This is a genomic window from Streptomyces sp. NPDC126510, assembly GCF_040302345.1.
Lineage (GTDB): Bacteria > Actinomycetota > Actinomycetes > Streptomycetales > Streptomycetaceae > Streptomyces.
Map to the genome: position 1 here is coordinate 111,635 of NZ_JBEORR010000002.1, position 21,666 is coordinate 133,300.

Annotated in this window: 25 protein-coding genes; 19 read left to right on the forward strand and 6 right to left on the reverse strand. The window is 72.4% G+C overall.

From position 1 onward, the window contains the following. Positions 1-20 precede the first annotated feature (20 nt). Positions 21-1,598, reverse strand: coding sequence for an oxidoreductase (locus ABTX60_RS02425; RefSeq protein ID WP_352095222.1), 1,578 nt, complete (start codon positions 1,596-1,598; stop codon positions 21-23). Between the two features lie 178 nt (positions 1,599-1,776). Here ABTX60_RS02425 and hisD point away from each other — a divergent pair, with 178 nt between their 5' ends. The 8 genes from hisD to hisF are packed head-to-tail and all read left to right on the forward strand — an operon-like array spanning position 1,777 to position 7,492. Next, positions 1,777-3,102: a histidinol dehydrogenase gene (hisD, locus tag ABTX60_RS02430; protein WP_352095223.1), complete on the forward strand. Its 1,326-nt coding sequence runs from the start codon at positions 1,777-1,779 to the stop codon at positions 3,100-3,102. Continuing rightward, positions 3,099-4,211 carry a histidinol-phosphate transaminase gene (locus ABTX60_RS02435; protein WP_352095224.1) on the forward strand — a complete coding sequence of 371 codons (1,113 nt, stop codon included), beginning with the start codon at positions 3,099-3,101 and terminating at the stop codon, positions 4,209-4,211. The genes hisD and ABTX60_RS02435 overlap by 4 nt, the downstream gene beginning before the upstream one ends. Further along, positions 4,208-4,801, forward strand: a complete 594-nt coding sequence (gene hisB / locus ABTX60_RS02440) for an imidazoleglycerol-phosphate dehydratase HisB (RefSeq protein WP_352095225.1) — start codon at positions 4,208-4,210, stop codon at positions 4,799-4,801. Before ABTX60_RS02435 ends, hisB begins: the two co-directional genes overlap by 4 nt. Then, positions 4,798-4,962: a CG2302 family histidine operon protein gene (locus ABTX60_RS02445; RefSeq protein WP_003989585.1), complete on the forward strand. Its 165-nt coding sequence runs from the start codon at positions 4,798-4,800 to the stop codon at positions 4,960-4,962. The genes hisB and ABTX60_RS02445 overlap by 4 nt, the downstream gene beginning before the upstream one ends. Beyond that, positions 4,959-5,603: an imidazole glycerol phosphate synthase subunit HisH gene (gene hisH, locus ABTX60_RS02450; protein WP_352095226.1), complete on the forward strand. Its 645-nt coding sequence runs from the start codon at positions 4,959-4,961 to the stop codon at positions 5,601-5,603. Before ABTX60_RS02445 ends, hisH begins: the two co-directional genes overlap by 4 nt. Next, complete coding sequence (gene priA, locus ABTX60_RS02455) at positions 5,600-6,325, forward strand: bifunctional 1-(5-phosphoribosyl)-5-((5-phosphoribosylamino)methylideneamino)imidazole-4-carboxamide isomerase/phosphoribosylanthranilate isomerase PriA (RefSeq protein WP_352095227.1); 726 nt, start codon at positions 5,600-5,602, stop codon at positions 6,323-6,325. Before hisH ends, priA begins: the two co-directional genes overlap by 4 nt. Next, the gene (locus ABTX60_RS02460; protein WP_352095228.1) at positions 6,322-6,723 is read left to right on the forward strand and encodes a RidA family protein; all 402 of its coding nucleotides are present in this window, start codon (positions 6,322-6,324) and stop codon (positions 6,721-6,723) included. Before priA ends, ABTX60_RS02460 begins: the two co-directional genes overlap by 4 nt. Positions 6,724-6,736: 13 nt before the next feature. Then, positions 6,737-7,492: an imidazole glycerol phosphate synthase subunit HisF gene (gene hisF / locus ABTX60_RS02465; protein WP_352095229.1), complete on the forward strand. Its 756-nt coding sequence runs from the start codon at positions 6,737-6,739 to the stop codon at positions 7,490-7,492. A gap of 63 nt (positions 7,493-7,555) precedes the next feature. On the opposite strand, the gene ABTX60_RS02470 is transcribed toward hisF, so the two are convergent. Then, the gene (locus ABTX60_RS02470; RefSeq protein ID WP_352095230.1) at positions 7,556-8,191 is read right to left on the reverse strand and encodes a TIGR03085 family metal-binding protein; all 636 of its coding nucleotides are present in this window, start codon (positions 8,189-8,191) and stop codon (positions 7,556-7,558) included. 122 nt (positions 8,192-8,313) lie between these two features. Here ABTX60_RS02470 and hisI point away from each other — a divergent pair, with 122 nt between their 5' ends. From hisI to lgt, 11 genes are all read left to right on the forward strand, one after another. After that, positions 8,314-8,700 (forward strand): phosphoribosyl-AMP cyclohydrolase, encoded by a 387-nt coding sequence (gene hisI, locus ABTX60_RS02475; protein WP_352095231.1) that lies wholly within the window; start codon positions 8,314-8,316, stop codon positions 8,698-8,700. An 11-nt stretch (positions 8,701-8,711) separates the two neighbouring features. After that, positions 8,712-10,193 carry an anthranilate synthase component I gene (locus tag ABTX60_RS02480; RefSeq protein ID WP_352095232.1) on the forward strand — a complete coding sequence of 494 codons (1,482 nt, stop codon included), beginning with the start codon at positions 8,712-8,714 and terminating at the stop codon, positions 10,191-10,193. Positions 10,194-10,234: 41 nt separating this feature from the next. After that, positions 10,235-10,876, forward strand: coding sequence for a TIGR02234 family membrane protein (locus tag ABTX60_RS02485; protein WP_352095233.1), 642 nt, complete (start codon positions 10,235-10,237; stop codon positions 10,874-10,876). A gap of 119 nt (positions 10,877-10,995) precedes the next feature. Then, positions 10,996-11,247: an HGxxPAAW family protein gene (locus tag ABTX60_RS02490; protein WP_053671860.1), complete on the forward strand. Its 252-nt coding sequence runs from the start codon at positions 10,996-10,998 to the stop codon at positions 11,245-11,247. An 81-nt stretch (positions 11,248-11,328) separates the two neighbouring features. Further along, positions 11,329-11,763 carry a DUF2752 domain-containing protein gene (locus ABTX60_RS02495; RefSeq protein WP_352095234.1) on the forward strand — a complete coding sequence of 145 codons (435 nt, stop codon included), beginning with the start codon at positions 11,329-11,331 and terminating at the stop codon, positions 11,761-11,763. 139 nt (positions 11,764-11,902) lie between these two features. After that, positions 11,903-12,712, forward strand: coding sequence for an indole-3-glycerol phosphate synthase TrpC (gene trpC / locus ABTX60_RS02500; RefSeq protein ID WP_352095235.1), 810 nt, complete (start codon positions 11,903-11,905; stop codon positions 12,710-12,712). Positions 12,713-12,732: 20 nt separating this feature from the next. Beyond that, positions 12,733-12,951: a tryptophan biosynthesis modulator TrpM gene (gene trpM / locus ABTX60_RS02505; RefSeq protein WP_352095236.1), complete on the forward strand. Its 219-nt coding sequence runs from the start codon at positions 12,733-12,735 to the stop codon at positions 12,949-12,951. Positions 12,952-13,010: 59 nt separating this feature from the next. Further along, on the forward strand, positions 13,011-14,297 hold the full coding sequence (gene trpB / locus ABTX60_RS02510; RefSeq protein ID WP_352095237.1) for a tryptophan synthase subunit beta: 1,287 nt from the start codon (positions 13,011-13,013) through the stop codon (positions 14,295-14,297). Further along, positions 14,294-15,112, forward strand: a complete 819-nt coding sequence (gene trpA / locus ABTX60_RS02515; protein ID WP_352095238.1) for a tryptophan synthase subunit alpha — start codon at positions 14,294-14,296, stop codon at positions 15,110-15,112. Before trpB ends, trpA begins: the two co-directional genes overlap by 4 nt. An 86-nt stretch (positions 15,113-15,198) precedes the next feature. Continuing rightward, positions 15,199-15,975: a DsbA family protein gene (locus ABTX60_RS02520; RefSeq protein ID WP_352095239.1), complete on the forward strand. Its 777-nt coding sequence runs from the start codon at positions 15,199-15,201 to the stop codon at positions 15,973-15,975. Between the two features lie 84 nt (positions 15,976-16,059). After that, complete coding sequence (gene lgt / locus ABTX60_RS02525) at positions 16,060-17,028, forward strand: prolipoprotein diacylglyceryl transferase (protein WP_352095240.1); 969 nt, start codon at positions 16,060-16,062, stop codon at positions 17,026-17,028. 111 nt (positions 17,029-17,139) lie between these two features. Here the strand turns inward: lgt and ABTX60_RS02530 are convergent, their stop codons facing one another. The 4 genes from ABTX60_RS02530 to ABTX60_RS02545 are packed head-to-tail and all read right to left on the reverse strand — an operon-like array spanning position 17,140 to position 21,663. After that, a complete protein-coding gene (locus tag ABTX60_RS02530) occupies positions 17,140-17,952 on the reverse strand; it encodes an HpcH/HpaI aldolase/citrate lyase family protein (protein WP_352095241.1) in 813 nt (270 codons plus the stop codon). After that, a complete protein-coding gene (locus ABTX60_RS02535; protein ID WP_352095242.1) occupies positions 17,949-19,148 on the reverse strand; it encodes a CaiB/BaiF CoA transferase family protein in 1,200 nt (399 codons plus the stop codon). The genes ABTX60_RS02530 and ABTX60_RS02535 overlap by 4 nt, the downstream gene beginning before the upstream one ends. Further along, positions 19,145-20,506 carry an ADP-ribosylglycohydrolase family protein gene (locus ABTX60_RS02540; protein ID WP_352095243.1) on the reverse strand — a complete coding sequence of 454 codons (1,362 nt, stop codon included), beginning with the start codon at positions 20,504-20,506 and terminating at the stop codon, positions 19,145-19,147. The genes ABTX60_RS02535 and ABTX60_RS02540 overlap by 4 nt, the downstream gene beginning before the upstream one ends. Then, positions 20,494-21,663, reverse strand: coding sequence for an ADP-ribosylglycohydrolase family protein (locus tag ABTX60_RS02545; RefSeq protein ID WP_352095244.1), 1,170 nt, complete (start codon positions 21,661-21,663; stop codon positions 20,494-20,496). The genes ABTX60_RS02540 and ABTX60_RS02545 overlap by 13 nt, the downstream gene beginning before the upstream one ends. Between the last annotated feature and the right edge of the window lie 3 nt (positions 21,664-21,666).

Below are 21,666 nucleotides of genomic sequence, written 5' to 3' on the forward strand. Positions count from 1 at the left end.
CTGTGGTCACACCAGCACCATCAGTTGCGCCGCAGGAGCCGCGTCGCCCCCGCCGCCACCGTCGTCGCCAGGATCCAGCCGAGCAGGATCATCGCCGTCGCCAGCCACTGCCAGGGCCCCCGCAGCTGCCAGAAGCCCACCTGGCCCAGGTCGATGACCGGCAGCAACAGATCGAGGGTGAAGAGCGTGGGGTTCCACTCCGGATGTTCGCCCCGCTTCATCGGCGGATGGCCGGCCTGGGCGAAGGCGAAGGAGCCCGCCGCCCACAGCACCGCCATCCACACGGCGGCCCGGCCCGGCCGGTATCCGTAGGCGACCGTCCAGTCCTGCGCGTAACCCCACAGCTTGGCCGCCGTCGGCAGACTCTCGCGGTGCCGGCGCTGCTTGGCGAGCAGCACCTCACGGGCGTCCTCGTCCTCCCCGCCGGCCCGCAGCACGGACGCGAGACGCTCGTACGGTTCCGGGTTGTACTCGGCGGTCGCCGCGGTCACCCAGTCCAGCCGCTCGGCCAGGGGGAACGGCCCGCGCGGCACCAGGTTCTCGTAGGCGAAGCCGCCCATGTGCAGCCGCCCCGGGCCCGGCCACGCGTCCGCCCGGTCCATCAGGTTGACGACCTTCGCCCCGGACAGCACCACCCGCCCCCGCACCGGCTGCTCCCCGAGAAACCGCAGTTCCGGCGTCTGCACCCGGCGCAGCGACAGCTCCTGGTCATCCGTGAGAGTGAACCGGGCCCGCTCGAAGTCGACGGCGTCGCCGAACCGGCCGTCGTCCAGACGGATGCCGCCCTCGCAGGCGAAGCGCTGGATCCGCGTCCCCTGCGCCGGGGTCATCCCGCTCATCGCCTGGGCGCCGACCCCCGCCGGCGTCAGATAGAGACTGCGCTCGACGGTCAGCTGCGGGGCGTTCAGCGCGAGCCGCTCGTACGGGTTGGACAGCCGCGCCCCGCGCAGGCTCAGGGAGACGCCGACGGTCGCGGCACGCAGGCTCAGCTCGCCGTGCGACGACAGCAGCTCGGCCTGTAAGTCCTGGCCGACGGTCATGCCGTCCGCGGCGATCGACCGGCCGCTGTGGTCCCGGTGCACGATCGCCTGGTTGAGCATCAGGTCCGTGCCGATCTGCGCGTCCGTGAGCCGGATGCCGTGGTGGAAGCGGCAACGCGGCAGATGCAGATCGCCCTCGGTGTGCACCCGGGCCGCCTCCAGCCGGGGCACCGAGCAGTCCACCATCCGCAGCGTCGTGAAACGGGCCTCCGGCAGCAGCACGTCCTGCTCGAAACGGCACCGGCGCATCTCGACGTACGGCACCACCGTGCCGCCCGCGAGGTCCAGGGAGCCGCTGACCTGCACGCCCATCAGCTTCAGCGACGACACGCGGCCGGCCAGGGCGGGCGGGCCGTCCAGCAGCAGCCAGCACACGATCCGGGCCCGCACGGTCCGTTCCGCACCCCAGGGGTGGCCGCCGTGCGGATCGTCCACCACGGCGTCGCCGCTGCTCAGGTCGTACACGGTGCCGTTGCGGAAGGCCTGCCACATGCCGGCCTCGGCCGCGGTCAGGTCCTCGGGCAGCTCCCCGGCGCGGACGCCGGCCCCCTCGGTCACAGCGCTTCCTTCCTCCCCCGCCTACTCGCCGGTCACTTCCTCGTACACCTGTTCATGCCCGCTGTGTGACCCCCCGAACACTCCACGTAAGGGTGATCTTCAGGCTGCCTGCCGCGTTCTGTATCAGCCATTGATACGCGCGGACGACGCCTCACCGGGGTCTGAGAGAATTGGGGACGTGATCTCCCGAATCGACCTGCGTGGCGACGCCCTTCCCGAGGGACCCGCCCTGCGCGACCTGCTGCCCCGAGCCGACTTCGACGTTGCGGCCGCCCTGGAGAAGGTGCGTCCGATCTGCGAGGACGTGCATCATCGGGGTGACGCGGCGCTGATCGACGCCGCCGAGCGGTTCGACGGGGTCAGGCTCGAGCAGGTGCGCGTGCCGGCCGCCGCGCTCACCCGTGCGCTGGAGGAGCTCGACCCGGCCGTGCGCGCGGCCCTGGAGGAGTCCATCCGCCGCGCCCGGGTCGTCCACCGCGCACAGCGCCGCGAGACGCACACCACCCAGGTGGTGCCCGGCGGCACCGTGACCGAGAAGTGGGTGCCGGTGGACCGCGTCGGGCTCTACGCGCCAGGCGGCCGGTCCGTGTACCCGTCCTCCGTGATCATGAACGTGGTGCCCGCGCAGGAGGCCGGCGTCGGATCCGTCGCGCTCGCCTCGCCCGCCCAGGCCGACTTCGGCGGCCTGCCGCACCCGACGATCCTCGCCGCCTGCGCGCTGCTCGGCGTCGACGAGGTGTACGCGGCCGGCGGCGCCACGGCCGTCGCCATGTTCGCCTACGGCACCGAGTCCTGCGCGCCCGCGAACATGGTCACCGGCCCCGGCAACATCTGGGTCGCCGCCGCCAAGCGCTACTTCACCGGCAGGATCGGCATCGACGCCGAGGCCGGCCCGACCGAGATCGCGGTCCTCGCCGACGACACGGCCGACCCGGTGCACGTCGCCTCCGACCTGATCAGCCAGGCCGAGCACGACCCGCTGGCCGCCGCCGTCCTGGTCACCGACTCGGTCGACCTCGCCGACGCGGTCGAGAAGGAGCTGGAGCCGCAGGTCGCCGCCACCAAGCACGTCGACGACCGGATCGTCCCGGCCCTGTCGGGCAGGCAGTCCGCGATCGTGCTGGTCGACGGAGTCGACGAGGGCCTGAAGGTGGTCGACGCGTACGGCGCCGAGCACCTGGAGATCCAGACCGCCGACGCCGCCGCCGTCGCCGACCGCGTCCGCAACGCCGGCGCGATCTTCATCGGCCCCTGGGCCCCGGTGTCCCTCGGCGACTACGCGGCCGGCTCCAACCACGTCCTGCCCACCGGCGGCTGCGCCTGCCACTCCTCGGGCCTGTCCGTCCAGTCCTTCCTGCGCGGCATCCACATCGTCGACTACACGCAGGACGCGCTGGCCGAGGTCGCGCACCACGTGGTGACGCTGGCGGAGGCGGAGGACCTGCCCGCGCATGGCGCGGCGATCAAGGCCAGGTTCGGCTGGAAGGTGCCCGAGAGCAAGTGAACGACGTACGCATCGACGACCTCCCCGTACGGGACGAGCTGCGCGGCAAGTCCCCCTACGGCGCGCCCCAGCTGGACGTCCCCGTACGGCTGAACACCAACGAGAACCCGTACCCGCTGCCCGAGCCGCTGGTCGAGCGGATCGCCGAGCGGGTCCGTGAGGCCGCCCGGAACCTCAACCGCTACCCCGACCGGGACGCGGTCGAGCTGCGCACACGGCTGGCCGAGTACCTCACCGACACCTCCGGCCACGAGGTCGGCGTGGCCAACGTCTGGGCGGCCAACGGCTCCAACGAGGTCCTCCAGCAGCTGCTGCAGACCTTCGGCGGACCGGGCCGCACGGCCATCGGCTTCGAGCCTTCGTACTCGATGCACGGCCTCATCTCGCGCGGCACCGGCACGGGCTGGATCTCCGGCCCCCGCAACGAGGACTTCACGATCGACCTCGCCGCCGCCGAGAAGGCGATCGCGGAGAACCAGCCGGACGTCGTCTTCATCACCACCCCCAACAACCCCACCGGCACGGCCGTCCCGCCCGAGACGGTCCTCGCGCTGTACGAGGCCGCGCAGGCCGCCAAGCCGTCGATGGTCGTCGTCGACGAGGCGTACATCGAGTTCAGCCACGGCGACTCGCTGCTGCCCCTGATCGAGGGCCATCCCCACCTCGTCGTCTCCCGCACGATGTCGAAGGCGTTCGGCGCGGCGGGCCTGCGCCTGGGCTACCTCGCGGCGCACCCGGCCGTCGTCGACGCCGTCCAGCTGGTCCGGCTGCCCTACCACCTGTCGGCCGTCACCCAGGCGACCGCCCTGGCCGCCCTGGAACACACCGGCACCCTGCTGGGCTACGTCGAGCAGCTCAAGGCCGAACGAGACCGCCTGGTCACCGAACTGCTCGCCATCGGCTACGAGGTGACCGCGTCGGACGCGAACTTCGTGCAGTTCGGCCGCTTCGAGGACTCCCACGAGACCTGGCGGAAGATCCTCGACCGGGGCGTCCTTGTCCGGGACAACGGCGTGCCCGGCTGGCTCCGGGTCACCGCCGGAACCCCCGAAGAGAACGACGCGTTCCTCGACGCGGTACGTGAACTGAAGAAGGAGCAGAGCGCATGAGCCGCGTAGGCCGCATAGAGCGGGTGACCAAGGAGACCTCGGTCCTCGTCGAGATCGACCTCGACGGCACCGGGAAGACCGACATCAAGACCGGCGTCGGCTTCTACGACCACATGCTCGACCAGCTCGGCCGGCACGGTCTGTTCGACCTGACCGTGAAGACCGAGGGCGATCTGCACATCGACTCGCACCACACCATCGAGGACACCGCCCTCGCCCTCGGCGCCGCCTTCAAGCAGGCCCTCGGCGACAAGGTGGGCATCTACCGCTTCGGCAACTGCACGGTCCCGCTGGACGAGTCCCTCGCCCAGGTCACCGTCGACCTGTCCGGCCGCCCCTACCTCGTGCACACCGAGCCCGAGAAGATGGCGCCGATGATCGGCGAGTACGACACCACCATGACCCGGCACATCCTGGAGTCCTTCGTGGCCCAGGCGCAGATCGCGCTGCACGTGCACGTGCCCTACGGACGCAACGCGCACCACATCGTGGAGTGCCAGTTCAAGGCGCTCGCCCGGGCCCTGCGGTACGCGTCCGAGCACGACCCGCGCGCGGCCGGCATCCTCCCCTCCACGAAGGGCGCCCTGTGAACGGCACCTCGACCCTGCTGATCGTCGTCGGTCTGTTCCTCGTCGGCGGGATCTACTCCTTCGTCAAGCAGAAGATGCCCAAGGGCCTGATCGTGCTGCTGTCGATCGGCGCCGCGATGTGCCTGGCGGCCGGTGTCGTGAGGCTGGAGGTGTGGAATTGAGCGGCCCCCGCAAGCAAGTGGTGGTCTTCGACTACGGCTTCGGCAACGTCCGTTCCGCCGAACGCGCCCTCGCGCGCGCGGGAGCCGACGTCGAGATCACGCGCGACTACGACAAGGCCATGAACGCCGACGGCCTGCTGGTGCCCGGCGTCGGCGCCTTCGCCTCCTGCATGACGGGCCTGCGCGAGGCACGGGGCGACTGGATCGTCGAGCGCCGGCTGTCCGGCGGCCGCCCGGTGATGGGCATCTGCGTCGGCATGCAGATCCTCTTCGCGCGCGGCATCGAGCACGGCGTGGAGAGCGAGGGCCTCGACGAGTGGCCCGGCTCGGTCGAGCCGCTGCAGGCCGAGGTCGTGCCCCACATGGGCTGGAACACCGTGGAGGCGGCACCCGGTTCGCAGCTGTTCGCCGGCCTCGACGCGGACGCCCGCTTCTACTTCGTGCACTCCTACGCCGTCCACGACTGGTCGCTGGAGACGCACAACCCGGCGATGACGGCCCCCAAGGTCACCTGGTCCACCCACGGCAAGCCGTTCGTCGCCGCCGTCGAGAACGGCGCCCTGTGGGCCACGCAGTTCCACCCCGAGAAGTCCGGCGACGCCGGAGCCCAGCTCCTCACCAACTGGATCGGAACACTGTGAGCAAGCTCGAACTCCTCCCCGCCGTGGACGTCCGGGACGGCCAGGCCGTCCGTCTGGTGCACGGCGAGTCCGGCTCGGAGACCTCCTACGGCTCCCCGCTGGAGGCCGCCCTCGCCTGGCAGCGCTCCGGCGCCGAGTGGCTGCACCTGGTCGACCTGGACGCCGCGTTCGGCACCGGCGACAACCGTGAGCTGATCGCCGAGGTCGCCCGGGCCATGGACATCAAGGTGGAGCTGTCCGGCGGCATCCGCGACGACGACACCCTCGCCGCCGCACTCGCCACCGGCTGCAAGCGCGTCAACCTGGGCACGGCCGCCCTGGAGACGCCGGAGTGGGTCGCCAAGGTCATCGCGGAGCACGGCGACCAGATCGCCGTCGGTCTCGACGTCCGCGGCACCACCCTGCGCGGCCGCGGCTGGACCCGCGACGGCGGCGACCTCTACGAGACGCTGGCGCGCCTCGACAAGGAGGGCTGCGCCCGGTACGTCGTCACCGACATCGCCAAGGACGGCACGCTCCAGGGGCCCAACCTGGAACTGCTGAAGAACGTCTGCGCCGCCACCGACCGTCCGGTCGTGGCCTCCGGCGGGGTCTCCTCGCTCGACGACCTGCGGGCCATCGCCGACCTCGTCCCGCTCGGTGTCGAAGGAGCCATCGTCGGGAAGGCGCTGTACGCGAAGGCGTTCACCCTTGAAGAGGCCTTGGAGGCTGTGTCGTCATGACCGTACGGCGTGTGCAGAGCGGAAGTCCCTGGGAAGAGTCCGTCGGTTTTGCACGCGCCGTCGAGGCGGGTGACCGTGTGCTGGTCGCGGGCACGACCGCCTTCAAGGGCGACGTGCTCTACGGCGAGGGCGACCCGTACGAGCAGGCCAAGGTGGCCTTCACCACCGCCCTGGAGGCGATCGGCGAGCTCGGGCTCGCACCCGAGTCCGTGATCCGCACCCGTGTGTATCTGGCGCACGCCCGGGACGTCGACGCGGTGGGCCGTGCCCACAAGGAACTGTTCGACACCGTGCGCCCGGTCACGACCCTGCTGATCGTGCAGGGCTTCATCGACTCCCGGGTCCTGGTGTCGGTCGAAGTGGAAGCATTCAGAGGGACACCTTCCGAAGAGCACTAGAGGAGCACGATTCATGACCCTGGCGGTCCGAGTCATCCCCTGCCTGGACGTGGACAACGGCCGGGTCGTCAAGGGCGTCAACTTCCAGAACCTGCGCGACGCGGGCGATCCCGTCGAGATGGCCAAGGTGTACGACGCCGAGGGCGCCGACGAGCTGACGTTCCTGGACATCACGGCCTCGTCGGGCAACCGCGAGACCACCTACGACGTCGTGCGCCGCACGGCCGAGCAGGTGTTCATCCCGCTCACGGTCGGCGGCGGTGTCCGCACCGCCGAGGACGTGGACAAGCTGCTGCGGGCCGGAGCGGACAAGGTCGGCGTCAACACGGCAGCGATCGCCCGCCCGGAGCTCATCCGTGAGATCGCCGAGCGCTTCGGCCGCCAGGTCCTGGTCCTGTCGGTGGACGCCCGCCGCACCGAGTCGGGCTCCTTCGAGGTGACCACCCACGGCGGCCGCCGCTCCGCCGGCATCGACGCCGTCGAATGGGCCCACCGGGCCGCGGAACTGGGCGCGGGCGAGATCCTGCTCAACTCGATGGACGCGGACGGCACCAAGGACGGCTACGACCTGGAGATGATCCGGGCCGTCCGCAAGCACGTCACGGTCCCCGTCATCGCCTCGGGCGGCGCCGGCCGGCTGGGCGACTTCCCCCCGGCCGTCGAGGCCGGCGCGGACGCGGTCCTGGCCGCGTCGGTGTTCCACTTCGGCGACCTGCGGATCGGCCAGGTCAAGGACACGCTGCGGGAGGCGGGGCACCCGGTGCGGTGACGCCGGCCCCGACCGTCGAGAGCCCCGGCCGCGTGCTGCGATCGGGGCTCTCGGCATTCCCGCTCAGATCCCGAGCTGCTTCGTCTCGTTGAGTTTCGCGATCGCGTTCTCGTCGCCGTCCAGATCGACCTTGGCCGCGCTCTGCCGGCCGTAGGAGAACAGCACCAGCTCGGACGGCTCGCCGGTCACCGTGACCACCGGCGTGCCGCGGTGGGCGACCGCCGTCTGGCCGTCGGGGCGGCGCAGGACCAGGCCCGTCGGGACGCCGCGGCCCATCAGACGGGCGGTGCGCTCCAGGCGGGACCACAGGGCGTCCTGGAAGACCGGGTCGAGATCGCGCGGAGACCAGTCGGGCTGGGCGCGGCGGACGTCCTCGGTGTGGACGTAGAACTCGATGATGTTCGACGCCTCGTCGACCGGCTTGAGGGAGAAGGGGGAGAACCGCGGGGGGCCCGTACGGATCAGCTGGATCAGCTCCTCGTACGGCTTGTCGGTGTACTCCGCCATCACCTTGTCCAGGCGGGGCGCGAGCTGCTTGATCAGCATCCCGCCGGCGGCGTCCGGGCGGCGCTCGCGCACCACCACGTGCGCGGCGAGGTCCCGGGTTTTCCAGCCCTCGCACAGGGTGGGCGCCTCCGGACCCGCGGTCTCCAACAGGTCGGCGAGGAGAAGTCGTTCACGCTTGGCATGGGTCGACATGAAGGCCAGCCTACGGCCGGCATCCCGCTCGGCCCAGCGGACGTGCCGTTCCCGGCCGCCGGAGGGTCCGCACAGTGGACACCGCGCCGGTCCGGCCGGAGGCGCGCGGCACAATGGTCACCATGACCAGCACGCCCAGCCAACTGGACCCGGAGATCGCCGCGCGCCTCAAGCGCAGCCCCGACGGCCTCCTGCCCGCCATCGCCCAGCAGTACGACACCGGAGAGGTGCTGATGCTCGGCTGGATGGACGACGAGGCGTTGCACCGCACCCTGACCACCGGCCGGTGCACGTACTGGTCGCGCAGCCGCCGGGAGTACTGGGTCAAGGGCGACACCTCCGGTCACTTCCAGTGGGTGAAGTCCGTCGCCCTGGACTGCGACGCCGACACCGTGCTCGTCAAGGTCGACCAGATCGGCGCCGCCTGCCACACCGGCGCCCGCACCTGTTTCGACGAGGACGTGCTCATCGAGAACGGCGGCTCGGACCGCCCCGCCCGGGATCAGTAAGGTCAGCGGCCATGGACCTCGAGACGTTCCGCAAGCTCGCCACCGACCGGCGGGTCATCCCCGTCACCCGCAAGCTCCTCGCCGACGGCGACACCCCGGTCGCGCTCTACCGCAAGCTCGCCGCCGAGCGGCCCGGCACCTTCCTGCTGGAGTCCGCGGAGAACGGCCGCTCGTGGTCCCGGTACTCCTTCGTCGGCGTGCGCTCCGCGGCGACGCTGACCGCACGCGACGGCCAGGCCCACTGGCTCGGCGCCCCTCCCGTCGGCGTCCCCACGGACGGCGACCCCCTCGCCGCGCTGCGCGCCACCATCGAAACCCTGCACACGCCCCACCAGGAGGGCATGCCGCCCTTCACCGGCGGCATGGTCGGCTACCTGGGCTACGACATCGTCCGCCGCCTGGAGAAGATCGGCCCCGGCGAGCGCGACGACCTCAGGCTGCCCGAGCTGACCATGCTCCTCACCAGCGACCTCGCCGTCATGGACCACTGGGAGGGCTCGGTCCTGCTGATCGCCAACGCGATCAACCACAACGACCTGGAGACGGGCGTCGACGAGGCCCACGCCGACGCCGTCGCCCGCCTCGACGCGATGGAGGCCGACCTCTCCCGCCCGGTCGCCCAGCCCCCGGCCGTCCTCCCGCCCTCCGAGCTCCCCGAGTACACCGCGCTGTGGGGCGGCCCCGACTTCCAGGTGGCCGTCGAGGACATCAAGGAGCGCATCCGCGCCGGCGAGGCCTTCCAGGTGGTCCCCTCCCAGCGCTTCGAGACGCCGTGCACCGCGAGCGCGCTGGACGTCTACCGGGTCCTGCGGGCCACCAACCCGTCCCCGTACATGTACCTGTTCCGCTTCGACGGGTTCGACGTCGTCGGCTCGTCCCCCGAGGCCCTGGTCAAGGTCGAGGACGGCCGGGCCATGGTGCACCCCATCGCCGGCACCCGCTGGCGCGGCGCCACCCCCCAGGAGGACCAGGCCCTCGCCGACGAGCTGCTCGCCGACCCCAAGGAACGCGCCGAGCACCTCATGCTCGTCGACCTGGGGCGCAACGACCTGGGGCGGGTCTGCGAGCCGGGCTCGGTCGAGGTCGTCGACTTCATGTCCGTCGAGCGGTACTCGCACGTCATGCACATCGTCTCGACCGTGACGGGCCGCGTCGCCCCGGGCCGCACCGCCTTCGACGTCCTCACCGCCTGCTTCCCGGCCGGCACCCTCTCCGGCGCCCCGAAGCCCCGCGCCATGCAGATCATCGACGAACTCGAACCGTCCCGCCGCGGCCTCTACGGCGGCTGCGTCGGCTACCTCGACTTCGCCGGTGACTCCGACACCGCCATCGCCATCCGCACGGCCCTCCTGCGCGACGGCACCGCCTACGTCCAGGCCGGCGCGGGCATCGTCGCCGACTCCGACCCGGTCGCCGAGGACACCGAGTGCCGCAACAAGGCGGCCGCGGTACTGCGGGCCGTCCACACGGCGAACCGGCTCGGAAAGGCCTGAGATGAACCCCGGGTGACGGTTCGCCCGGGCTTCAGGCGATAGTGGGGTACGTGACTGCTGTACCTCACCCCCGTTCCGAAGCCCCCGGATCCGCCCGGGCCGGCCGCCTGAGCCTCGCCGTCGCGCTGCTGAGCGGCGCCCTCGGCGCTGCCGTGGCCCTGCTCGCCACCCGGCAGCAATGGTCGCAGGGCACCGCGACGGTGGCCGGCGGCGCCTTCCCCCTGACCGCCAAGGGCAGCGACGTCACGGGCGTACCCGCGGCGCTCGCCATAGTGGGCCTCGCCGCGCTCGTCGCCGTGTTCGCGGTCCGCCGCGCCGGCCGCCTGGTCGTCGCCGCGCTGCTGGCGCTCTCCGGCGTCGGCATCGTCGCCGCGGCCCTGCTCGGCGCCTCCGACAGCGCCGCGCTCGACGAACAGGCCGCGCAGGCCTCCGGCGACACCTCGGCCTCCGTCGACGCCCTCAGCCACACCGCCTGGCCGTACGTCGCGGTCGTCGGCGGCGTCCTGATCCTCCTGGCCGGGCTCCTCGCCCTGCGGTACGGCCGGCTGTGGCCCGGCATGTCCGGCCGCTACGAGCGGTCCGGCACCCCCCAGCCGCGCCGCAAGGCCCCCGCCGTCGACCCCGACCGGCCCGAGGACCTGTGGAAGGCGCTCGACCGCGGCGAGGACCCGACCGGGGCCTGAGCCCACCCGGGCGACCGGTTCGGCCGGGGGAGCACCCCCGCTCACCCCGCACGCGCGCGTGCGGGACAATGGGCCCGAGCGTCCTGCTCAGACACGCACACAGCAACGAGGAGCAAGCAATGGCGGGCAGCAGCCACGGTCACACCCCGGCCGCCTGGACCGGTGTCACGATCGCCTTCATCGGTTTCTGCGTCTCGGGCGCGTTCATGGTGCTGGACCAGCCGGTGGGCTTCTGGGCGGGCATGGTGGTCGTGCTGCTCGGCGGTGTCGTCGGCGGCATCATGCGGATGATGGGCCTGGGCCAGCCCAAGGACCTGCACCAGCCGCACCGGATGACGGGCGACCGCGAGCCGGCGCGCGCCGAGGGCTGACCCCCGCGGAACACCCTGGTCGCACGAGGGGCGGCCGGCACTCGGGTGCCGGGACCGCCCCTCACGCGCGTGCGAGGCACAATGCATACCGTGAACGTCCAGAGCCCAAGGGTGACGCCGAGCGTCCAGAGCCGTCTGGCCGTCCCCGCCGGGGTGCTCGCGGCCGTCGCCGCCGCCTTCGCCTACGTGGGCGCCGTGGACCCCAACGAGCCCGGCCACTACCCCGTCTGCCCGCTGTTGCGCTACACCGGCCTCTACTGCCCCGGCTGCGGCGGACTGCGCAGCGCGCACGCCTTCGTCCACGGGGACTTCCTCACGGCCTTGCACGCCAACGCGCTCGCGACCCTCGGCTATCTGGGCTTCGCCGTGCTGTGGACCGTATGGGTGGTCCACGCGGTCCGCGGGCGCCCGCTGCGGATCGACCCCCGCCCGGGGCTGGTCTGGAGCCTCGGCGCGTTGCTGCTGGTCTTCTCCGTCGTCCGAAACCTGCCCTTCGGCGGCTGGCTCCATCCTTGATCGATTACGTAGGTCCAGGTAGTGGGATCGGCGTCAACCGGATGCGGGGCCTACGCCCCGCTGCGGATACCATCGCAGTGACCATCGGTTTTCCGATCGGTCGCTGGAACGGTCAAGAGTCTGGAAGGGGGCCGCTCGCGTGAGTGTGCTCGACGAGATCATCGACGGAGTCCGTGCCGACCTCGCGGAGCGGCAGGCGCGCGTCAGCCTCGACGAGCTCAAGGAGCGCGCGGCGAAGGCTCCCGCGGCCAAGGACGGCGTGGCCGCACTGCGCGGCGACGGTGTCAAGGTCATCTGCGAGGTCAAGCGCTCCAGCCCGTCCAAGGGCGCGCTGGCCGCGATCGCCGACCCGGCCGGTCTCGCCGCGGACTACGAGGCGGGCGGCGCGGCCGTCATCTCCGTCCTCACCGAGGAGCGGCGCTTCGGCGGCTCGCTCGCCGACCTGGAGGCGGTCCGCGCCCGGGTGGACATCCCGGTCCTCCGCAAGGACTTCATCGTCACGTCGTACCAGCTGTGGGAGGCCCGCGCCTACGGCGCCGACGTCGTGCTGCTGATCGTCGCCGCGCTCGACCAGCCCGCCCTGGAGTCCCTCATCGAGCGCGCCGAGTCCATCGGGCTCACGCCGCTCGTCGAGGTGCACGACGAGGACGAGGTGGAGTGCGCGGTCGACGCCGGCGCCCGCGTGATCGGCGTCAACGCGCGCAACCTCAAGACCCTCGAGGTCGACCGCGGCACCTTCGAGCGGGTGGCACCGGAGATCCCCGACCACATCGTCAAGATCGCCGAGTCCGGCGTCCGCGGCCCGCACGACCTCATCGCCTACGCCAACGCCGGCGCCGACGCGGTGCTGGTCGGCGAGTCGCTGGTCACCGGCAAGGACCCCAGGACGGCCGTCTCGGACCTCGTCGCGGCCGGCGAGCACCCCGCCCTCCGGCACGGCCGGAGCTGATCACCGCTAAGCTTGCCCCGATGACTGCCACCCTGACGACCATGGACCGGTACGCCCGCCTCGCGCGCGGCTGCCGCCCCCGCGGTTGCCGCGCACCCGCCCGCCGGGTCCACGGCCGCCGCGTCCGGTACGTCATCGGTGACGAACCCGGCCAGGTCAACGGCATGCGATGGCAGCAGCGCTCCGTAAGGGGCGCGGGGAACTGCGCGACCAGCCCCCACGGGCCCGCGGCCAACTGACCATCCCCGCCCCCACGGCGAATAGTGATCAACACACACACTCACCGTGAGGTATTCGCATGCCCAGCCAGTTCTTCATCCCCGACCCCGAGGGTCAAACCCCCAGCCCCGACGGCTACTTCGGGGCCTTCGGCGGCAAGTTCATCCCCGAGGCCCTCGTCGCGGCCGTCGACGAGGTGGCCGTCGAGTACGACAAGGCCAAGCACGACCCGGAGTTCGCGAGGGAACTCGACGACCTCCTGGTCAACTACACCGGCCGCCCCAGCTCCCTCACCGAGGTGCCGAGGTTCGCCGAACACGCCGGTGGCGCACGGATCTTCCTGAAGCGGGAAGACCTCAACCACACCGGCTCCCACAAGATCAACAACGTCCTCGGCCAGGCCCTGCTCACCAAGCGCATGGGCAAGACCCGGGTCATCGCCGAGACGGGCGCCGGCCAGCACGGCGTGGCCACGGCCACCGCCTGTGCGCTGTTCGGCCTCGAGTGCACCATCTACATGGGTGAGATCGACACCCGGCGCCAGGCCCTCAACGTCGCCCGCATGCGCATGCTCGGCGCCGAGGTCATCGCCGTGAAGTCCGGCAGCCGCACGCTGAAGGACGCCATCAACGAGGCCTTCCGCGACTGGGTCGCCAACGTCGACCACACCCACTACCTCTTCGGCACCGTCGCCGGACCGCACCCCTTCCCGGCGATGGTCCGCGACTTCCACCGGGTCATCGGCGTCGAGGCCCGCCGCCAGCTCCTGGAGCGCGCCGGGCGCCTGCCCGACGCGGCCGTCGCCTGCGTCGGCGGCGGCTCCAACGCCATCGGCCTCTTCCACGCCTTCATCCCCGACAGCGACGTCCGCCTCATCGGCTGCGAGCCGGCCGGGCACGGCGTCGAGACCGGCGAGCACGCCGCGACCCTCACCGCGGGCGAGCCCGGCATCCTGCACGGCTCGCGCTCCTACGTCCTCCAGGACGACGAGGGCCAGATCACCGAGCCCTACTCGATCTCCGCCGGCCTGGACTACCCGGGCATCGGCCCGGAGCACTCCTATCTGAAGGACTCCGGACGCGGCGAGTACCGCGCCGTCACCGACGACGCGGCGATGCAGGCCCTGCGCCTGCTGTCGCGCACCGAGGGCATCATCCCGGCCATCGAGAGCGCCCACGCGCTGGCCGGCGCCCTCGAGGTCGGCAAGGAGCTCGGCAAGGACGGGCTGATCGTGGTCAACCTGTCCGGCCGCGGCGACAAGGACATGGACACCGCCGCCCGCTACTTCGGCCTGTACGACACCGACGCCGAGGTCGCCGCCGACGCGGACACCGACACCGCAGAGATCGAGGGGGACGCCAAGTGAGCGGGAACATCCAGCTGCTGGGCGACACCCTCGCCGCGGCCAAGTCCGAAGGACGCTCGGCCCTCATCGCCTACCTCCCGGCCGGGTTCCCCACCGTGGACGGCGGCATCGAGGCGATCAAGGCCGTCATCGACGGCGGCGCCGACGTCGTCGAGGTGGGCCTGCCGCACAGCGACCCCGTCCTCGACGGCCCGGTCATCCAGACCGCCGACGACATCGCCCTGCGCGGCGGCGTGAAGATCGCCGACGTGATGCGCACGGTCCGCGAGGCCCACGCCGCCACCGGCAAGCCGATCCTCGTCATGACGTACTGGAACCCCATCGACCGCTACGGCGTCGAGCGGTTCACCGCCGAGCTGGCCGAGGCGGGCGGCGCCGGGTGCATCCTGCCCGACCTGCCCGTGCAGGAGTCGACGCTGTGGCGGGAACACGCGGAGAAGCACGGTCTGGCCACCGTCTTCGTCGTCGCGCCCAGCAGCAAGGACGAGCGGCTCGCGCGGATCACCGCGGCGGGCAGCGGCTTCGTCTACGCCGCTTCCCTCATGGGCGTCACCGGCACCCGCGCCACCGTCAGTTCGCAGGCCCAGGGCCTGGTGGAACGCACCCGGGCCACGCGCGCCGACCTGCCCGTCTGCGTCGGGCTCGGCGTCTCCGACGCCACCCAGGCCGCCGAGGTCGCCGGCTTCGCCGACGGCGTGATCGTCGGTTCCGCCTTCGTCAAGGCGATGCTGGACGCCCCTGACGACGCGGCCGGTCTCGACGCCGTGCGCGCGCTCGCGGCCGACCTCGCCAAGGGCGTGCGCCGGCAGGCGTAAGAAACCGGGAAGTCATACAGGTCCCTCGTACGGGTGGACCTGGGGCCGGGGAGGCGCGGTGCGCCTCCCCGGTTCGTTTCCGGGGTGTGAGCGAGAAGAACCGTGAGGGAAAGCGCACCGCCCGGGAGAAGCTGGCGGTCGAGCGCGAGAAGCAGAAGTCCGCGGACAAGCGCCGGCGCGCGCTGATCGTGGGCGGGGCCGTCGTCGCCGTCCTGGGACTCGCGGCGGTGATCGGCGTCGTCGCGGCCAATGCCGGCAAGGACGACGGCAGCGAGGCCTCGGGCCCGGTCGTGGTGCCCTCGGGAGCTCAGGGCAAGGACAGCCTCGCCCTCCCGGTCGGCAAGGACAGCGCCAAGTCCACGCTCACGGTGTGGGAGGACTTCCGCTGCCCCGCGTGCAAGTCCTTCGAGACGGCGTACCGGCCGGTGATCCACGAGCTGACGGACGCCGGCGAGCTGAAGGTCGAGTACCACCTGGTCACCCTGATCGACGGCAACATGCGCGGCACGGGCTCCCGCAACGCCGCCAACGCGGCGGCCTGCGCCCAGGAGGCCGGGAAGTTCCCCGCGTACCACGACGTGCTCTTCGACAACCAGCCCTCGGAGGTCGACGACGCCTACGCCGACAACGCCAGGCTGATCGAGCTGGCCGGCAAGGTCGACGGTCTGGACACCCCTGCCTTCCGCACCTGTGTCGAGAAGGGCACGTACAACGGCTGGGTCGCCAAGTCCCACCAGGCGTTCAACAAGGGCGGCTTCTCGGGCACGCCGACCGTGCTGTTCGACGGCGAGAACATCTACCAGGACCGGACGATGACCCCGGCCAAGCTGAAGCAGATGGTGCAGGAGGCGAACAAGGGGTAAGGGTCATTCTCACGCCCCTGTTATGGACCCGTAGCCGGGCCGCCTGCCCCGGGCCCGGCGCGGCACGGTAGCGTCGACCTTGCCATGGAACTTGCCTTCATTCCCAGCCCGTCGCGCGGGGTGCTGTACCTCGGCCCCATTCCGCTGCGCGGCTACGCGTTCTGCATCATCATCGGCGTCTTCGTCGCGGTCTGGCTCGGCAACAAGCGCTGGATCGCCCGGGGCGGGCGGGCCGGCACGGTGGCCGACATCGCGGTCTGGGCCGTGCCGTTCGGCCTGGTCGGCGGCCGGCTCTACCACGTGATCACGGACTACGAGCTGTACTTCAGCGAGGGCCGTGACTGGGTGGACGCCTTCAAGATCTGGGAGGGCGGCCTCGGTATCTGGGGCGCGATCGCGCTGGGCGCGCTGGGCGCGTGGATCGGCTGCCGTCGCCGCGGCATCCCGCTGCCGGCCTACGCCGACGCCGTCGCGCCGGGCATCGCCTTCGCCCAGGCGATCGGCCGCTGGGGCAACTGGTTCAACCAGGAGCTGTACGGCAAGCCCACCGATCTGCCCTGGGCGCTGGAGATCACCTCCTCGTCGGACGGGCGGGTGCCGGGCACCTACCACCCGACGTTCCTGTACGAGTCGCTGTGGTGCATCGGTGTGGCGCTCCTGGTCATCTGGGCCGACCGCCGCTTCCGGCTCGGACACGGACGGGCGTTCGCGCTGTACGTCGCCGCGTACTGCGCGGGCCGGGGCTGGATCGAGTACATGCGCGTCGACGACGCCCACCACATCCTGGGCGTCCGCCTGAACGTCTGGACCGCGATCCTCGTGTTCCTGCTCGCGGTGACGTACCTGGTGGTGTCGGCGAAGAAGCGGCCCGGACGGGAGGACGTCGTGGAGCCGGGTGCGGATGCCTCCGGCGGCGAGAGCGACAGTGCCGAGCCGGCCGATGCGGCGGGCAAGGCCGACCGGGCCGAGGACGCCGGTGAGGACGACGAGCCCGCGGGCGAGGCCGAGGCGGACGGTGCCAGGAACGAGGCCGGATCGGGGAAGAAGACCTGACGGTCCGCCGCGATGGTGACGTGCCGAGGGCGCCCGGGACTCTCCCCGGGCGCCCTCGGCACGTCAGCGGTGGCGAGTCGTGGACAGCGTCGGGCCGTGGCCTTCGGCACGTCAGCGGCGGCGCGCCAGGGACAGGGTGCGCCGGGCCGCGCTGACCGTCGCCGCGTCGACGAAGCGGCCGTCCGGCAGAGCCTGGGCGCCCTGCTCGGCGGCGGCCGCCTTGAGGACCGTTTCCGCCTGCTCGATCTCCTGTTCACCGGGCAGATAGGCCCGCTCGATCACCGGCAGTTGGCGGGGGTGGATCGCGGCCCGGCCCAGAAAGCCCAGGGCACGGCCGTGCGCGCAGGACGCGGCCAGGCCCTCCTGGTCGTGGATGTCCGGGTGGACCGACTGAGCCGGTGGCGGCAGGCCCGCCGCGCGGGCGGCCACGACCACCCGGGAGCGGGACCAGTCCATGCCCGTGTCGTCGCGAACGCCGAGGTCGGCACAGAGGTCGGTTTCCCCGAGCGAGATGCCCCGCAGACGGGGGTGGGCGGTCGCGACGGCGTAGGCCTGCTCCACACCGAGCGCCGTCTCCAGGAGCGCGTACAGGTCGGTCCGGGCCGCGCGGCGGGCCACGAGGACGATCTCGGCGGCCGAGGTCACCTTGGGCAGCCGCAGCCCTGACAGGCCCGGCGCTCCCACGAGGGCGGCGATGTCCTGCCCGCCCCAGCCGCCCAGCGCGTTGACACGGACGTGGACCGGCACCGGGGGCCGGTCCGTGAGCAGCTCCGCGGTGGCGGCGCGAGCGTAGGCCTTGCGGTCGGGGGCGACCGCGTCCTCCAGGTCGACGACGACGACGTCGGCGCCGCTGATGAGGGCCTTCGCCACCACGTGGGGGCGGTCGCCCGGGGCATAGAGCCAGGTGAGCGGGTACGCCGTCACAGGGCGCCCTCCGCGCGCAGCGCCGCGAGATCGCCCGGGGTCAGGCCCAGTTCGGTGAGGACCTCCTCGGTGTCGGCGCCGTGCGGGCGGCCGGCCCAGCGGATCGCGCCGGGCGTGGCGGAGAGCCGGAAGAGGACGTTCTGCATGCGCAGCGGGCCCAGTTCGGGGTCGTCGACGGTGGTGATGGTCTCCAGGGCCTGGTACTGCGGGTCCGCCATCACGTCCCGGACGTCCTGGACCGGGGCCACCGCCGCCTCGGCCTTCTCGAAGGCGGCCAGGACGTCGGTGCGGGTGCGTGCGGCGATCCAGGCGCCGACCGCCTCGTCCAGGACGTCGGCGTGGCGGGCGCGGTCGGCGCCCGTGGCGAACCAGGGCTCGTCGATCAGTTCCGGGCGGCCGACCAGGTGCATCACGCGTTCCGCGACCGACTGGGCCGAGGTGGAGACGGCGACCCAGGTGCCGTCCGCGGTGCGGTAGACGCCCCGCGGGGCGTTGTTGGGGGAGCGGTTGCCGGTGCGGGGCTGGACGTGCCCGAGCTGGTCGTACCAGAGCGGCTGGGGGCCGAGGGCGGCCAGGATCGGCTCGATCAGGGCCGTGTCGACGACCTGGCCCTCGCCGGTGCGCTCGCGGGCGGCGAGCGCGGTCATCACGGCGTACGCCGTCGTCAGACCCGCGATGGAGTCGGCCAGGCCGAACGGCGGAAGGGTCGGGGGAGCGTCCGGTTCGCCGGTGATCGCGGCGAAGCCGCTCATCGCCTCGGCCAGGGTGCCGAACCCGGGCCGGTGCGCATAGGGGCCGAACTGGCCGAAGCCGGTGACGCGGGCCAGCACCAGTCGGGGGTTGACCGCCGACAGCTCGGGCCAGCCGAGGTCCCACTTCTCCAGGGTACCGGGGCGGAAGTTCTCGATGATCACGTCGGTGCGGGCGGCCAGGCGCAGGAGGGTGGCGCGGCCGCCGGGCTTCGACAGGTCGAGGGTCATGGTCCGCTTGTTGCGGCCCAGCATCTTCCACCACAGGCCGACGCCGTCCTTGGACGGGCCGTGGCCGCGGGAGGGGTCGGGCTTGCCCGGGTGCTCGATCTTGACGACCTCGGCGCCGAAGTCGCCGAGCAGGGTGGCGGCCATCGGGCCGGCGAAGAGGGTGGCGAGGTCGAGGACGCGGAGGCCGGTGAGGGGCGCGGTCGTGGACGCGGTCATGGGCGGCGGGTCTCCCGGTGCGTGAGGTGGGCGAGGGTGTCGAAGCCGATGCCGTTGAAGTCGCCGATGGACGTGGCCAGCCGGTTCTTCAGGGGTGCGGTCCAGCGGTCGGGGAGCGCCGCGGGGTGCCCGGCCAGCAGTCCGGTGATGCCGCCGGCCGTCGCGCCGTTGGAGTCGGTGTCCCAGCCCCCGCTCACAGCGCGGCAGACGGAGCCGGTGAAGTCGCCGTTCGCGTGGGTGAGGGCGGCGGCGATCAGAGCGGTGTTGGGGACGGCGTGCACCCAGTGGTGGGTGGCGGCGTGGGTGGCGTGCAGTGCGTCGACGACGGTGTCGAAGTCCTCGTGCTCGTGCGCGAGCCGCACGGCTTCGCGGACGGCCCGGGCGAGGCGGGAGCGCGGCGGGACGACGGTGAGGCCGGTACGGACACAGGTGTGGATGTCGTGGTCGCCGGTCGCGGCCGTCGCGATGACGGCCGCCGTGAACATCGCGGCGTAGACGCCGTTGGCGGTGTGCGTGAGGGTGGCGTCTCGGTGGGCCTGACCGGCTGCCGCGGCCGGGTCGCCGGGGTTGGTCCAGCCGTGGACGTCGGCGCGGATCAGGGCGCCGATCCATTCGCGGAACGGGTTGCGGTGACGGGCGGTGCGCGGGGGCTCCAGGCCGGTCAGCAGGTTGCGGTAGGCGACGCGTTCCGCGGTGAACGTGCGGCCGGCGGGGAGTTCGTCGAGCCAGGTCCGGGCCACGTCCGCGGTGGTGAAGGCCCTGCCGTGCCGCTGGAGCAGCACGAGGTTGAGCACGGGGTAGTCGAGGTCGTCGTCCTCGGGCATGCCGTCGATGTTCTCGGCGAGGGAGGTGGCCGCCGAGCGGCGGTTCCAGGGATGCCGTTCGAGGAGTTCCGCCGGGACGCCCCGGGCGGTGAAGTAGGCGGTGAGGGGCCAGTTGCCGGTGGAGCGGGCGAGTCGGCGGATGGCGTCGAGGGGGAGCTTCTCGACCGGCTTGCCCAGGAGGCAGCCGGCGGCGCGGCCGAGCCAGGCGGCTTCCAGGCGGTGCGCGGTGGTGGCCGGGGTGCCCAGTGGCTCGGGCCAGTCGGGGCATGCCGCCCTGATCCGCTCCAGGTCCGTGGGCTCGTCGTCGGCCAAGTGGCTGGGCAGGTCCGCCAGTTCGTCCAGCAGGTCTGCGGCCAGCCGGCGCAGGTAGCGGGACGCGGGAGCGGGGGACGCGCCCGCGGTGGCCGGGGCGTCCGGGCCGCCCGCCGCGCGCCAGCGGGCCGCGACCGCCCTCGGCTCGCGCCCGTCCAGGGCCGCCTGGCGGAGTTCGTGGCCGATCAGGTCCTCCGGCTGGACCCAGGTCAGTCGGAGCATTCCCGGCCTCCGAGGGACGCGAAGGCCTGCTCGTGGGCACGGCGGCGGGCGGTGTCCCGGGTGAAGATCTCGCGGGTCACGGCCGTGAGGGTGGCCGCCGGTTCCCAGAGGTCCAGCCGGCTCGCCTCCCCGACCGTCTTGGCCCAGTCCTCCGGGACCGGGGAGCCCAGGGCACCCGCCAGGGCGCCGGCCATCGTGGCGATGGAGTCGCAGTCGCGGCCGTAGTTCACCGCGCCGAGGACGGCGTGGCGGTAGTCGCCGCGTGCCACGACCAGCATGCCCAGCGCGACGGGCAGTTCCTCGATCGCGTGCAGCCGGGAAGGGCGGCGGGCGCCGAGCGAAGGGGCACGGTAGTCGGGGCCCACCGTGTCGTAGGGGCTCACCGCCTCGCGCAACGGCCGCAGTGCCGACTCGAAGTCCGTGTGGCGGGACGCCTCCTCGCAGACCCGCTCGATCGCGGCCCGGGTGCCGTCCTTCGCCAGGGAGAGGCACGAGGAGACGACCGAGTCCGGGGTGGCGCCGGGCGTGCACGCCGCCGCCACGGCCGCGGCCAGGACGCCCGCCGCCTCACGGCCGTACGACGACTGGTGGGCGCCGGCGATGTCGAGGGCCTCGGCGTAGGCCGCACGCGGGTCGGCCGCGTTGACCAGGCCGACCGGGGCCATGTACATCGCCGCCCCGCAGTTGACGATGTTGCCGGTGCCGGCCTCGCGCGGGTCGGCGTGGCCGTGGTGGATCCTCGTCACCAGCCACTTCTCCGCCAGGAAGATCCGCTGCAGGGGGAGCGCCTCGGTCTCCAGTTCCGGGATCCAGCGGGGCTCGGTCATCAGGTCCGGGACCAGATGGTCGGCGATCGCGTAGGCGTCGAGGTGGTCGCGGACCCGGGCGTAGACGCGGACCAGGGCGTGGGTCATCAACGTGTCGTCGGTGACGTGGCCGTCGCCCTTGTGGTACGGGGCGAGGGGGCGCGCGGTGCGCCAGTCGTCGCCGTGCCAGGGGCCGACGATGCCGTGGACGCGGCCGCCGTGGCGTTCGAGGATCTGCTCGGGCGAGTAGCCCTCGACGGGACCGCCGAGAGCGTCGCCTACCGCCGCCCCGACCAGGGCACCGGCGATCCGCTCGTCCAGAGGGGTGTTTTGGTGTGCTTTGGGCTGCATGGC

What these genes read in the sequence shown, in the direction of transcription:
- trpM (WP_352095236.1), top strand. Translation starts at nt 12,733, where the DNA reads ATGACTGCCACCCTGACGACCATGGACCGGTACGCCCGCCTCGCGCGC.
- ABTX60_RS02470 (WP_352095230.1), bottom strand. Translation starts at nt 8,191, where the DNA reads ATGTCGACCCATGCCAAGCGTGAACGACTTCTCCTCGCCGACCTGTTG.
- hisF (WP_352095229.1), top strand. Translation starts at nt 6,737, where the DNA reads ATGACCCTGGCGGTCCGAGTCATCCCCTGCCTGGACGTGGACAACGGC.
- ABTX60_RS02495 (WP_352095234.1), top strand. Translation starts at nt 11,329, where the DNA reads ATGCATACCGTGAACGTCCAGAGCCCAAGGGTGACGCCGAGCGTCCAG.
- hisI (WP_352095231.1), top strand. Translation starts at nt 8,314, where the DNA reads ATGACCAGCACGCCCAGCCAACTGGACCCGGAGATCGCCGCGCGCCTC.
- ABTX60_RS02545 (WP_352095244.1), bottom strand. Translation starts at nt 21,663, where the DNA reads ATGCAGCCCAAAGCACACCAAAACACCCCTCTGGACGAGCGGATCGCC.
- ABTX60_RS02535 (WP_352095242.1), bottom strand. Translation starts at nt 19,148, where the DNA reads ATGACCGCGTCCACGACCGCGCCCCTCACCGGCCTCCGCGTCCTCGAC.
- lgt (WP_352095240.1), top strand. Translation starts at nt 16,060, where the DNA reads ATGGAACTTGCCTTCATTCCCAGCCCGTCGCGCGGGGTGCTGTACCTC.
- ABTX60_RS02460 (WP_352095228.1), top strand. Translation starts at nt 6,322, where the DNA reads ATGACCGTACGGCGTGTGCAGAGCGGAAGTCCCTGGGAAGAGTCCGTC.
- trpB (WP_352095237.1), top strand. Translation starts at nt 13,011, where the DNA reads ATGCCCAGCCAGTTCTTCATCCCCGACCCCGAGGGTCAAACCCCCAGC.
- ABTX60_RS02490 (WP_053671860.1), top strand. Translation starts at nt 10,996, where the DNA reads ATGGCGGGCAGCAGCCACGGTCACACCCCGGCCGCCTGGACCGGTGTC.
- ABTX60_RS02540 (WP_352095243.1), bottom strand. Translation starts at nt 20,506, where the DNA reads ATGCTCCGACTGACCTGGGTCCAGCCGGAGGACCTGATCGGCCACGAA.
- ABTX60_RS02480 (WP_352095232.1), top strand. Translation starts at nt 8,712, where the DNA reads ATGGACCTCGAGACGTTCCGCAAGCTCGCCACCGACCGGCGGGTCATC.
- hisB (WP_352095225.1), top strand. Translation starts at nt 4,208, where the DNA reads ATGAGCCGCGTAGGCCGCATAGAGCGGGTGACCAAGGAGACCTCGGTC.